At 57.6% G+C, this 13,204-nt stretch carries 6 protein-coding genes; 3 read left to right on the forward strand and 3 right to left on the reverse strand.

What is annotated here, in order from left to right; all coding sequences use genetic code 11:
• The first annotated feature begins 15 nt into the window (after positions 1-15).
• Positions 16-2,418 carry a bifunctional serine/threonine-protein kinase/formylglycine-generating enzyme family protein gene (locus A3224_RS08710; protein WP_067153484.1) on the forward strand — a complete coding sequence of 801 codons (2,403 nt, stop codon included), beginning with the start codon at positions 16-18 and terminating at the stop codon, positions 2,416-2,418.
• Between the two features lie 98 nt (positions 2,419-2,516).
• On the opposite strand, the gene rlmKL is transcribed toward A3224_RS08710, so the two are convergent.
• Positions 2,517-4,709 carry a bifunctional 23S rRNA (guanine(2069)-N(7))-methyltransferase RlmK/23S rRNA (guanine(2445)-N(2))-methyltransferase RlmL gene (gene rlmKL / locus A3224_RS08715; RefSeq protein WP_067153487.1) on the reverse strand — a complete coding sequence of 731 codons (2,193 nt, stop codon included), beginning with the start codon at positions 4,707-4,709 and terminating at the stop codon, positions 2,517-2,519.
• 669 nt (positions 4,710-5,378) lie between these two features.
• Between rlmKL and rmf the strand changes: the two genes are divergently transcribed.
• The gene (rmf, locus tag A3224_RS08720; protein WP_067153489.1) at positions 5,379-5,630 is read left to right on the forward strand and encodes a ribosome modulation factor; all 252 of its coding nucleotides are present in this window, start codon (positions 5,379-5,381) and stop codon (positions 5,628-5,630) included.
• Between the two features lie 119 nt (positions 5,631-5,749).
• On the opposite strand, the gene A3224_RS08725 is transcribed toward rmf, so the two are convergent.
• Both A3224_RS08725 and A3224_RS08730 read right to left on the reverse strand, forming a co-directional pair.
• Positions 5,750-6,784: a quinone-dependent dihydroorotate dehydrogenase gene (locus A3224_RS08725; RefSeq protein WP_067153491.1), complete on the reverse strand. Its 1,035-nt coding sequence runs from the start codon at positions 6,782-6,784 to the stop codon at positions 5,750-5,752.
• A 97-nt stretch (positions 6,785-6,881) separates the two neighbouring features.
• Positions 6,882-11,777, reverse strand: a complete 4,896-nt coding sequence (locus A3224_RS08730; RefSeq protein WP_067153493.1) for an NAD-glutamate dehydrogenase — start codon at positions 11,775-11,777, stop codon at positions 6,882-6,884.
• 328 nt (positions 11,778-12,105) lie between these two features.
• Here A3224_RS08730 and A3224_RS08735 point away from each other — a divergent pair, with 328 nt between their 5' ends.
• Positions 12,106-13,074, forward strand: coding sequence for an AAA family ATPase (locus A3224_RS08735; RefSeq protein ID WP_067153495.1), 969 nt, complete (start codon positions 12,106-12,108; stop codon positions 13,072-13,074).
• The last annotated feature ends 130 nt before the right edge of the window (positions 13,075-13,204 follow it).

The following is a 13,204-nucleotide window of genomic DNA, read 5'->3' on the forward strand; positions in this document are numbered from 1 at the left end:
TACGGAAAGAGGTCGATGGAAGTCGTCAGCAACAGCTCTCTGGAAATTCCTGGCTACCGTATCCTGAAAAAAATCAACCAGGGCGGGATGTCCACAGTATATCTCGCGATCCAGCGCAGTGTGGGCCGCCAAGTTGCGTTGAAGGTGATGTCGCCGGTGCTCAACGCAGACCCGGTGTTCAGCGAGCGCTTCCAGCGAGAGGCAAATATCGTCGGGCAGCTGTCCCATCCCAACATCGTCAGCATCCACGATATCGGCCGCTACCGCAGTCTCAATTACATCGCCATGGACTATATGCCAGGCGGATCGGTATCCGACCGTCTGTCAAAAGGCGCTTTAGAACCGCTGGAGGCCCTGAATGTGGTCCGTGAAATCGCCATGGCACTGGACCACGCCCACAGTAAAGGCTACGTGCACCGGGACTTAAAACCGGAAAATATCCTCTTTCGCGAAGACGGCTCCGCAGTGTTGACGGATTTCGGCGTGGCGCGGGCCGTGGCTCGGACAACTCGTATGACCAGCTCCGGTATGGTGGTTGGCACTCCCCATTACATGAGCCCGGAGCAAGCCCGCGGCGCTGCCATTGACGGACGCGCCGACCTCTACAGCCTCGGCGTGGTTTTCTATGAAATGTTAACCAGCGCCGTACCCTACCAGGCAGAAGAAGCCGTCGCTATCGCAATCAAACACTTGACGGACCCAATACCCCGGCTGCCGGCACGGCACTCTCTTTACCAGAGTCTGATCGACCACTTTCTCGCCAAGGATCCCGAACACCGCTTCCAGCGGGGCCTGGAAGTGGTGGACGCTATAGACCAGCTGCTCGCAGCCCTGGCCGGCAAACCCGCTGCCCAAACCACGCAACTCAACAATACACCGGTGCGCGTCTCCAGCCTGCTGCGCGCCCTTCTTCTAACTATCTACGGCACCATCAGTGACCAGCTGACTAGAGCCTGGGCCCGCTGGCGCGACAAGCCACTAAACAAAAAACCAGTGCGGGCTGAGCAGGAAACCCTGATGCGCATCCATCAGGTAATCCGCCAAGCGCCTGTGCGCAAGCACCGCCAGTGGCTGTTCGGTAGCCTGGTCAGCGTCACCGCGGTATCCGCTTGGCTGCTTTTCAGCACAGGGGGTAATGAACAGCAACAGCTGCAGAATTACCCTTTATTGAACGGGGCCAGCGCCCTTCCCGCACGATCTCCGCAACCGGGCACAACCGGAAGAAGCGGCACACCGAAACCGAAGGAAACGCCGCAGGAGCGGATGACACCGGTAGCTGTTGAACACCCAACAGTGCCAAATACCGCGCAAGTTACATCCGCTACAGGCGAAGCGGCTGCCCGGACAGAGGAAGGGGAAGCCGACAAGCAGGTCGCAGGTACAGCTCAGATTTCTGCCGCGACCGAGTCCACCCCCGCATTTGAGAGTGAGGCCCCCTCTCCCGCCCAAGCCGCTTCCCCGGAGATGGAAGTCTACCAGCTCACCGTGCACCCGAATCCCAGGGACGCGAGAGTGCGCATCATGAACATCGCTCCCCGTTACCAGCCCGGCATCGAATTGGCACCGGGCAGGTACGATCTGGAAGTCAGCAAGCCGGGTTACACAACGGTTCGTCGCTGGATCACCATCAAAGACGGCGACCTGACAATTCCGGTGCAGCTGAAGCGAGCCTGGTACCATGGCAAAACATTCCGTTCTCCCCTGTCATCTGGTGAACAGGGTCCTGAAATGGTCGTGGTCAAAGGCGGCCAATTCCGTATGGGCAACGACAAACGCGCCGTCTCCAGCCCCGCGCACAAGGTAACCATCGCTAAAGCCTTTGCCATCTCCACACACGAAATCACCTTCGACGACTACGACCGTTTCGCCGACGCCACTGGCGCCGCACTGCCCGGTGATGAGGGTTGGGGACGCGGCAGCCGGCCTGTGATCAATGTCAGCTGGCACGATGCACAGCAATACGCGAAGTGGTTGTCGAAGGAGACAGGAAAACGCTACCGCCTGGCAAGTGAGGCGGAGTGGGAGTACGCTGCCAGAGGTGGTGTACAGGCCCCCTTCTGGTGGGGTGGCGACGATCCACGGGGAAAAGCCAACTGCCGCCGCGGCTGTGCCAGTGAGTTTAACGGGCTGTTTTCTTTCTCCAGTGCGCCAACGGGACACTACCAGGCCAATCGTTTTGGCCTATTTGACACTGCCGGAAATGTAGCCGAATGGGTACAGGACTGCTTTGCCAGCGGCTACAGCAAACACCGCAGCGACGCCCGCCCAGTCCTAATATCCAACTGTGAGCTGCGCACAGTTCGCGGCGGTTCCATGCGCTCGCCGCTCAAAAATATCAGTTCCGACTACCGCGAAGGCTTACGCGAAGACGCCATGTCCCGCGAAGTGGGCTTTCGCGTGGTGATGGAGCTCGAATAGTGAGGAGCCTGAGCGGCGCGTGAGCGCCGTATCCATAAACTGCAAACGTACGGAAATAGTGTGACGCGGTGCGATCCATGATCGCACCCACTCATCAGCTAACGCTCGGGATGCTTTATTTCCCACACATTGTGAATTTTCGGATTGCGCTGGAAATCCCTGTCCAAAAGCGGCAACGCTTCCACATTAAACTCCGCCGCTAGCTCCTTATCCATTTTGAAAGTGCGTAAATTGTTGGAAAACACCAGGGTTCCCTCCGGCCCCAACAGGTTCATACACTGGCGAATCAGCTTGGCGTGATCCCGCTGGATATCCAGCACGCCACGCATCTTCGCGGAATTGGAAAAGCTCGGCGGATCGAGAAAGATTAAGTCGTAGCCGCCGCGCCGATTCTGCTGAGCGGAATCGAGCCAACGCAGACAGTCTGCCTCTACCAGTTGGTGCTGTCGACCGTCCAGGTGATTGCGCCGGAAGTTGCGAGCCGCCCAGGCCTGGTAGGTCTTCGACATATCGACGCTGGTACTTTGCCGGCAACCGCCCAGTGCCGCCTGCACAGTGGCACTGGCGGTGTAACAAAAGAGGTTCAGAAAGCGCTTACCATGAGCCCGTTCGCGCAAATACTGGCGCACCGGGCGATGGTCCAGGAAGAGTCCGGTGTCCAGGTAGGCGTAAAGATTCACCTCCAGTTCGGCCCCGTATTCATTGACCCAAAAAGACTTCGCAGCCTCTGTTTGCTTCCGATATTGGCCACCGCTCTTGTGGCTGTGCCTGCGGCGTTCCTTGATACTGATAGCATCTTGAGGAATTTCCAAAACCTGCTGTACCGCCCGCACAAGGTCTCGCAGTCGGGTGCGCGCCTTGTGCTCATCGACAGTAGACGGCGCGCGGTATTCCTGCACATGGGCGTGCCGACCGCCGTCAAGAGACTGATAAATATCGATTGCCGCCGCGTACTCAGGCAGATCCGCGTCGTAGAGACGATAGCAGTCGATTCCGTTCCTCTGCGCCCACTTGCCAATAGTGCGCAAGTTTTTGCGCAGGCGGTTAGCCACCATTTCAGCTTCGGGGGAAAGCGCCGGCTTGCCTTCTTCCACCTTTGCGTCAGCGGCATGCTCGCGAACATTGAACATTAACAAGCGGCTGGGAATACTGCCGTTGTATAACTGGTACTGTTTGTGGGAGCGCAATCCCGTGTCAAAACCGAGTTCGGGATTGCCGGTGAAGATTCCAACCTGCCAGCCGGGGAACTCTCTTTTCAATTGGCGCCCAAGTTCCGCGTAGGTCTCGCGCAGGGCCTCCTGCTCACCGAGCCGCTCACCGTAGGGAGGGTTGGTCAGCACCAAACCGCGTTTGACCTGCCGGTGGGTAGGCACCTTAAAAGCGGATACCGGTCGGCAGCTGACCCGCACGTGTCGCTCGAGGCCGGCACGGGCAATATTGGCCTCAGCGGCAAACAGCACTTTCGCGTCTGCGTCGTAGCCACGGATTTCCGGCAATTCCCGCTCCAACCCTCTCCGCCGACGTTCCAGGGCTTCTTCGCGCAGGCAATTCCAAATGTCGCTCTGGTGATTCAGCCAGCGCTCGAAGCCAAAGCTGTCGCGCTGCAGGCCGGGCGCTATGTCCGCGGCCATCATCGCCCCCTCTACGAGTATGGTGCCGGAGCCACACATAGGATCCAACAAGGCGCCACCAGCAGCCGCTATTTGCGGCCAGCCCGCGCGCAACAGCAGCGCCGCGGCCAGATTTTCCTTCAGCGGCGCGGCACCGATATGCGTGCGGTAGCCGCGCTTGTGCAGACTGTCTCCACTCAGGTCTACAGCGATATCCAGTTTGTCCCGGTGCAGGCGTAGCGCCACAGTCAGATCCGGGTTGTGACGACTCACCTGTGGTCTCGCGCCACTTTGCTTGCGCAGGCGGTCGACGATCGCGTCCTTGGCTTTCTGGGCACCGAACTGGCTGTTGCGAATCTCGCGGTTCGTCCCCGAGAACTGCAGCCACAGCGTACCCGATGGACTGATATGCTGCTCCCACGGTAGTTCGGCCACCGCATGATAGAGGTCTTCGGCGTTGTCGATACGCACCTGTGCGAGACACAGTAGTACGCGGTTGGCAAGGCGGCTCCAAAGACAACAGCGGTAAGCCAGCGCCAAAGGACCGGTGAAATGCACAGCCGCTGGCTGCTCACGTATTTCCACTGCGCCGAGATCCCGCAGTTCCGCAACGAGCAGCCCCTCGAGACCTTTGGGGCAAGTGGCGGTGAATGTCTGTGTTCCTGCTAAATATTCAGTCAAAATTTGTTACTCACTCGCATCGGAGCGCGGAAACCGCTGGTGCAGTAGTTTTGCAATGCAAGTTTCCAAGCGCTCAGTACAAAGTCAAACATTATCAGCCGTGCCAGTACGATGGAATCTCTGATCGATGTATCAGGGCACTGTCATTGGTTTCGGGCGCTCAGGCAACGGGATAGTTTTTTCGCAAACGCACGGGTACGTCCCTACAGGTCCGACGGTTTCGAAATGCCTATTCCGCCATCCGGATCTCTCATCTGACCTTGAAGTCTCTTTACCTGCGGCCAGCGAAGCAATCAGAGAATCCCTATACAGTTTTCTTCTATAAGACATAACGCTAAGACAAAAGCGTTTGTTCACAGGCCGATCACTTTTTGTTCTACTGAAAACGGCACATATTGCCGCTCGCTCTAGGAGCCAGCGGCTCCAAGAGCGAAAACGCGGCTCAGTGAATGAAACAGTGTGCCCCTATAAGCGCTTTTTTTGATTTTCCACCAGCGACAATAGGCTTGCAGCACCGCAAGTAGAAACAGAAGGCGCTGTACCGACCGGACCAAAAGGTTGACTACGCTTACAAGTGCAGATGTACAAAAACTTTAAAAAGGCGCCCTGTGACGCTTCGACTGTGCACAGCCTGTCTACTGCGCACCCGAGTATAGAGGTACTGCAACAATGAAACGCCAAAAACGCGATCCATCCGAACGGGCCTTCTACAGAGGCTACCTGGCCGCCACGCAAAACAAAGCCTTGGCAAACTGTCCCTACGAAAACGGCAACCTGCATCAGGCCTGGGTCAACGGCTGGCGCGAGGGCCGGGAGGATTACTGGAACGGTTTTGGGGGTTCAACCATGGCGCAAAAGCTGGAAATCTATTCAACGGTGAGCAGTGAAGTGCACCACCCGAATGGCTGGAGCAGCACATAACTGCGGTTTTCCCGGAGGAAACATCAGGCCGAGTCTGTGTGCCGGCGCGCCTTACGCAGATAGCGGCGTGAAAAACTCATCGCCGCTAAACTTGCTCTTCCAATCGGCAAAAAGCGATTTCAATCTGCGCTCTGCCTGCGCAGCAGCGCAATGGCTTCGACAGCCTCCCGGATTACAGCCGGGCCGCGGTATATAAAACCGGTATAAATCTGCACTGCAGTGGCACCCGCGCGGATCTTTTCCGCGGCACTCTCGCCGTCGAATATTCCTCCCACACCTATAATTGGGAGCTCTCCGCGCAGTGCTTTCGCCAGACGAGCGATGACTTCGGTCGACTTGTCCCGCAGTGGCTTTCCACTCAGACCGCCCTCTTCGCGGCCGTGCGGCAGGTACGCAACGGAGGATTTGTCGATAGTGGTGTTGGTGGCGATGACTCCGTCTATTTCAAATTCCCGTAGTGCCGCGGCAATTTGCTCGATGTCATCGTTCTCGATATCGGGCGCGATCTTGACCGCAAGCGGCACGTAGCGGTCGTGTTGTTGCGCCAGCCGTTGCTGCTTTTCTTTGATGGCACCCAGCAGCCGGTTAAGGCTGTCACCAAACTGCAGGTTGCGCAGTCCTTTGGTGTTCGGCGAAGAGACATTGGCGGTGATGTAATCGGCATGTGCGTAGACCTTATCCATGCACACGCAGTAGTCATCCGCGGCCCGCTCTACCGGAGTATCAAAATTTTTTCCGACATTGATACCGAGTACGCCGCCATAGCGGCGCCGCATGACCCTCTGCACCAGATATTCCACGCCCAGGTTATTGAACCCCATGCGGTTGACAATGGCCTCTGCCTCTTCGATACGAAACAGGCGCGGTTGCGGATTACCGGGTTGTGGGCGCGGTGTCACAGTGCCCACTTCGATAAAACCAAAACCCAGTGCACCCAGTCCGTTGAACGCCTGCGCGTTTTTATCCAGGCCCGCGGCGAGACCGACCGGATTGGGCAACGTCAGTCCCATCAGCTCCACCGGATCATCCGCTACCGGCTTGTTAAACAGGGACACCAATCGCAAGCGCTCGGCGGCGCCGATCGCATCCAGGGAAAGTGTATGGGCAAGTTCAGGATCGAGCGCGAATAGAGCTTTGCGCAGGTATGAGTACATTATTTCCCTTTATTCCGTCGTTTCACTTGTCAAGCGCTGCGCCCAGCGCTCTTCCCCATCCTTAAAAGGCCGGAGAAGAGCGCTGGCAAGCCTCAGTTTACTCCGCCAGCGTCTCCTGGTCCGCAGTGGCATTGGCCAGATACATCAGCTCGCGCAGCGCCACGGTAAACATGGCGAAGTCCGCAGCCGGTGCCGCCTTGAGTTCGGACACAAGGCTGTTCCAGCGTTGAATCGCGGGCGCCATGATAACGCTCCAGCGGGACATTGCACCATCCACATCCAACCCCGCTTCTCCGGCCAGGCGCAACAAATTTACCGCGAGCGTGGAAAGCTGGCTGTCCAGGTCATCCATACTCGTTTCACGGGCCTGCGCCTGCCAATAGCTTTCCACCGGCATACCGGTAATCTGGGTGCCGAACCAATGTAAATCCAAAGCATCCGCGAGCCGGAAGTAGATGCTGGCCACTTCCTCCACCGGGCGCTCAGCGGCGCGCGCCGACACTGCAATTCCCAATGCCGAATACAAGTGCGTGGGCGATGCCGCCAGCAGTGCAATTTGCTCTGGCACATTGGCCTCCAGCAGCTCTTGATAGCGGGCTTCCCAATCGCGGCGGGGTGCGCCGGAGAGCACTTCCGGCAGCGCGCGAATGACCCGCTGCACCGGTTCCTGGAACAGTTCGCGATTCTGCGCAGGCTCCAGATCGTTGCGCCGGCTGCGGATAAACCAGCGGGTAGCGCGGCGCACACGGCCAATCATTGAGCTGAGCAGCTCAATCTGCAGTTCCGCAGGAACCTTGTAGTCCAGCGCCGCCACCTGCCGTTGAAACTCCGGCATCAGATAAACATCGCGGGCACTGATATAGGCAGCGGCCACTGCGTTGACGTCGGCACCTGTGGCACTGGCAATACGGTGATAGAAGGTGATGCCCAGGCTGTTGACCATCTCATTGGCCACCTGCGTGGCTACGATCTGGCGACGCAGGGGGTGGTCATAAACCATTTCCCGATAACGGGCCACCAATTCTGCCGGGAAGGCGGATTCCACCGCTTCCTGCACTTGCGGGTTGTCGATAACCTCGGCGTGCAGTAACTCTTCCTTCAACTTCACCTTCACGTAAGAAATGAGTACCGACAGTTCCGGACGTGTCAGGTGCTGTCCCTTATTGTGGCGCTCAGTGATCTGTTCGTTGTCGGGGATAAATTCCAGTGCCCGGTTGAGACGGCCTTCACTCTCCAGATCATTAATTGTGCGGCGATATTCGTCCAAACGCGCCGCCACCTGATACTCTGCTACGGAAAGCGCACAGGTCTGATCGTAGTTGTTGTGCAGTACCAGCTCGGAAACCGAGTCGGTCATTTCCTCGAGCAGCTGATTCCGCTGCTTGTCTGTCAGATCGCCATTGGTGACCACTTTATTGAGGAGGATTTTGATATTCACCTCGTGGTCGGAGCAGTCGACGCCAGCTGCGTTGTCGATAAAGTCCGTATTGCAGCGCCCACCGTTGAGTGCGAATTCGATACGCCCCCGCTGGGTCATACCGAGGTTGCCCCCCTCACCGAACACCTTGGCCCGCAGCTCCCGGCCATCGACCCGCAGGTGGTCATTGGACTTATCCCCCACTTCTGCATGAGTCTCGCTGCTGGCCTTCACGTAGGTACCGATGCCGCCATTCCAGATCAAATCCACCGGTGCGCGCAACAGAGCGCTGATCAGCTCATTGGGGTTCAGCTGATCCGCCTCTATGGCAAACGCCTCTTTCATCTCCGGCGTAATCCGGATGGATTTCGCGCGGCGGTCAAAGATACCGCCTCCCTTTGAGATCAGCTCGCGGTTGTAATCCATCCAGGTGGAGCGCGGCAGCTCGAACAAACGCTTGCGTTCGGCAAAGCTGGTGGCAGCATCCGGGTTCGGGTCGATAAAGATGTGCATATGGTTAAAGGCCGCCTTGAGGCAGATATGTTCGGACAGCAGCATGCCGTTGCCGAACACGTCCCCGGCCATATCGCCAATACCGATTACCGAGAAATCCTGCTCCTGAACATTGATACCCATCTCGCGGAAGTGGCGCTGCACGGATACCCAGGCACCCCGGGCAGTAATGCCCATTTTTTTGTGATCGTAGCCCTGGCTTCCACCGGACGCGAAGGCATCGCCAAGCCAGAAGTCGTACTCGGCGGCAATACCATTGGCGATATCGGAGAAAGTGGCAGTACCCTTATCTGCGGCAACCACCAGATAGGGGTCGTCGTCATCCCGGCGTACCACTTGTTCCGGCGGCAAAACTTCGCCACCCTTCAAGTTGTCCGTGATGTCCAGCAAGCCGCGGATAAAGGTCTTGTAGCAGGCGATACCCTCCGCCATCATGGCCTCGCGACTGCCGTCGGCCGGCGGGCGACGCACCACAAAGCCGCCCTTGGCGCCGCTGGGTACAATCACCGCGTTCTTTACATTCTGCGCCTTTACAAGGCCCAGTATCTCAGTGCGGAAATCCTCGTGGCGGTCGGACCAGCGCAGTCCACCCCGCGCCACCTTGCCGCCCCGCAGATGCACGCCCTCGACCCGCGGCGAATAGACAAAAATCTCAAACTCCGGTCGCGGCTCGGGGATTCCGGGTATATCCCGAGGACTGAATTTAATGGAGATATAGTCCTTGGGCTCTCCATCACTTCCGCTCTGGAAAAAGTTGGTTCGCAAAGTGGCCAAGATCAGGTCCAGGTAGCGGCGGATCACTTGATCTTCGTTCAGATTGTCAACGCCGTCCAACCCTTCGTGGATCTTCTTGATCAGCCGCTCAACCCGGGTCTGGTCGCCTTTTCCGGCACTAATACGCGGGTCGAACATGGCACGGAACAAAGCGACCAGGTTACGGGTAATTTCCACATGGTTGGCCAGAGTAGCGGCAATATAACCCTGGCTGGCGCTGAATTTGGTTTGCTTCAGATAGCGGGCATAGGCGCGCAGCATCGACACCTCGCGCCAGTTGAGGCGCGCCGCCAGAACCAGGCGGTTGAAGGCGTCGCTCTCGGCCACGTTACTCCAGATTGCGGCAAAGGCATCCTGAAACAGATTGCGGGAGGCTTGGGCGTCGATGCGGGTAGGCAGGCCAAACTCCAGATAAAATTCGTGCATCCACACATCAGTACGGCCGGCGGGGCGAATCGTATAAGGGAATTCCCCCATTACTTTCAGGCCCAGGTTTTCCAATACTGGAATCACGTCGGACAGTGTCAATCCGCTACCCCAGTTAAATACTTTAAAGCGCAGACTTCCGGCAGGCGCTCCAACAGGCTGATAGAAGCTCATTGCCACCCGGTTGGTTTCGCTCAGATCCTGAATCGCGGCCACATCCTGCACGGCGATACGCGGCTCGAAGTCCTCCCGGTAGCCGGCGGGGAAAGCCCGACCGTAAATACCATAAAGACGGTTGCCCTTCTCCTCACCGTGACTTTCGATCAGGGATTTTTGGAATACGTCTTCCCAGGAACGGGTAATATCCACTATTTGCGCCTCCAGTCGCGCCACATCGAACTCCACCGGTTCACTTGGGGAAACACGGAAAACAAAGTGCACCCGGGCGAGGATGGATTCGGAAAAATAGGTTGTGAAATCGGATTCCTTGGCCTTGACGGCGTCGGCGATGTGCGCGCAAATCTGCTCGCGCACGCTGCTGTTGAACTGCTCCCGCGGCACATACACGGTTGCAGTCACGAACTTGCCGAAAGGATCACGGCGCATAAACAGCCGGATATGGGCGCGCTCGTTCATCGATAGCACACCCATCACCGTTTCAAACAGCTCCCGGGTGCTGCTTTGAAACAGCTCGTCCCGTGGGAAGGTATCCAGGATGCGACGCAGCGCCTTGCCGTCGTGGCTTTGGGGGGCCAGGCCACTGGATTCCATCACCGACGCCATTTTGCGGCGGACAATCGGAATTTTGGCGGGACTTTCGGTATAAACGGGGGAAGTGTACAGCCCCATAAACGCCGACTCACCAATCACCTCGCCCTTGGCGTTGTAACGCTTAATGGTCACATAGTCGGAATAGGCCGCGCGGTGCACTCGCGATTTAACAGACGACTTGGCGAAAGTGAGGAAGTTTGGCCCCTGGTAAAACTTTTGCTTTCCCTCGTTGAATGCCGTTTCCGGTGTCGGCTCTGCTGGCTCCTGCAGCTTTTTAAATATACCCAGACGGCGCTTCTCCACCTCGCAGAGTACTTTTTTCTCCCCCTGTTGGCAGAACTCGTATTCGCGATAGCCAAGGAAGGTGAAATTGCCATCTCGCATCCACTGCAAAAACGCGCAGGCTTCCTGCAGATTGGCATCTTCCCCGCCCTCGTTGCCACCGCCGAGACCGGCACGCAACTGGTCTTCCATAGCGCTGCAGGTATCGAGCATAGGGACATAGTCGTCCACCACCAGTTCCACGTCACCGAGCACATCCGTCAATGCCGCGGACAGATCGGCAGCGTAGGCCCGGGAAGTATCCAGATTGATCTCCACGTAGACGAGCGCCTCGTCGACGGCATTCTCTTCCGATACTTCTTTCAGCCCCGCGCGGCACGGCGGAAGCAACTTCTCCAGTTTGTCGGATGGATCCCGCTGCAGGCGCATCACCGTGCTCTTGATCGAATGGATAACCGTGTCTCGGCGGTTGATCTCAATACGTACTGAGTCCACCAGAAATGGCATATCCCGCTGCAACACACCCACCACCGTGTGCGAGCACTGCCAGCCGTCGTCCTCCAGACGCGGATTGAACACCCGCACCTTCGGTTTGTCTCCCGGCCGCTGCTGAATAAAGTTCCACCAGGTGTATATGCAACCATACACATCGACCAGCCGGCGCCCGGCCAGATCTTCCAGCGGGTACTGGTGTAAAAACTGCTGTGCGAAGGCCACCACTGGCTCCGCCTGATCCGCCAGCTTCTCCCGTATCAAGGCGCTGACCTGTTCTACCAATTCCTCGCGGCTTTCGGTAATTACCGTCGCCATATTCACAGGGAACCTCCCGATTTACTTCTTATACGAATGGCCTGTCATCGCCAGGCCCGAAAATACTGTTGTTCTGTCTCCACTCTTGCCCGGCATCAACAGTGGAGGCGTTAAACTTTGCCGGAACCTCATTTGTTTACTCGGCGTGCCCGGTTGAACTTTGAGCCACCAGACAGGTCTATAGGCCGCTCATCGGTTGCCTCGCCGACGAGCGCCGCTAAAATCAACACGCGCCGCTGGATCGGCGGCGACTATATATAGAAGATGATAGATTGCCGCCCGGCCGGACGACTGCGGCACCACTCACAACAGAAGTGAAATTGACACTATGGAAAACCAGAACATCAGGGAGCGCCTCATCGCCCTCGGCGACTGGCTCGGACAACAGATTATCGGCCAGGAGACGCTGGTGAATCGGATACTGATTGCCCTGCTGGCGGACGGCCACCTTTTGGTGGAGGGCGCTCCGGGACTCGCCAAAACCAAGGCGATCAAGACATTGAGCGAGGCTATTGAGGGTGATTTCCATCGCGTCCAATTTACGCCGGATCTGTTGCCGGCGGATATAACCGGTACCGATATCTACCGACCGGAAACCGGAGAATTTCACTTTCAACCCGGGCCTGTGTTCCACAACCTGATACTGGCCGACGAGATCAACCGCGCCCCCGCCAAAGTGCAATCAGCGCTGCTGGAGGCCATGGCAGAACGGCAGATCAGCGTGGGGCGCAAGACCTACCCCCTGCCCAAACTATTCCTGGTCATGGCGACACAGAACCCCATTGAGCAGGAAGGAACCTATCCGCTTCCTGAAGCACAACTGGACAGGTTCCTGATGCAGGTGAATCTTGCCTACCCCGGTGCCGAGGCGGAAGCGAAAATTTTGCGCCTGGCCAGATCCGAGGCAAGCCATGGCGAAAATCACCCTTCCGAAATCATCACCCAGGAGACCATTTTCCGCGCCCGCCAAGAGATCTTAGGGATGCAAATGGTAGAAGCGGTGGAGACCTATACTGTCCAACTTGTCATTGCTACACGAGAGCCGGCAAAGTATGACAGCGAGCTTGCCTCCTGGCTAGATTTTGGCGCCAGTCCACGGGCAACTATTGCGCTCGACCGCTGTGCCCGCGCCAGAGCCTGGCTCGCGGGCCGCGACTTTGTCACTCCGGACGATGTCATGGACGTGGCGCCAGACATTTTACGCCATCGACTATTGCTCAGTTTTGAAGCTGAAGCCGCCGGGGTAACGGCTGATCAGGTCATTGAGCGACTTCTGCAGCAAGTACCGGCAATCTGAAACGATCCCTGCCACGCTATTGCGGGGCGAAATCCGACAGAGCAGAGCTGAATGCCTTTGGCGTCCTCTGGCGCAGATCATCAGATTGCGCACTACGCACTAACGGGAGCGGAGAGAGGCAATAGAACCT

Source organism: Microbulbifer thermotolerans, assembly GCF_001617625.1.
In the GTDB taxonomy this organism is placed as follows: domain Bacteria; phylum Pseudomonadota; class Gammaproteobacteria; order Pseudomonadales; family Cellvibrionaceae; genus Microbulbifer; species Microbulbifer thermotolerans.

Excerpts from the sequence above, each read along its gene's own strand:
- A3224_RS08710 (WP_067153484.1), top strand. The coding sequence starts at position 16 with ATGGAAGTCGTCAGCAACAGCTCTCTGGAAATTCCTGGCTACCGTATC.
- rmf (WP_067153489.1), top strand. The coding sequence starts at position 5,379 with ATGAAACGCCAAAAACGCGATCCATCCGAACGGGCCTTCTACAGAGGC.
- A3224_RS08725 (WP_067153491.1), bottom strand. The coding sequence starts at position 6,784 with ATGTACTCATACCTGCGCAAAGCTCTATTCGCGCTCGATCCTGAACTT.
- A3224_RS08730 (WP_067153493.1), bottom strand. The coding sequence starts at position 11,777 with ATGGCGACGGTAATTACCGAAAGCCGCGAGGAATTGGTAGAACAGGTC.
- A3224_RS08735 (WP_067153495.1), top strand. The coding sequence starts at position 12,106 with ATGGAAAACCAGAACATCAGGGAGCGCCTCATCGCCCTCGGCGACTGG.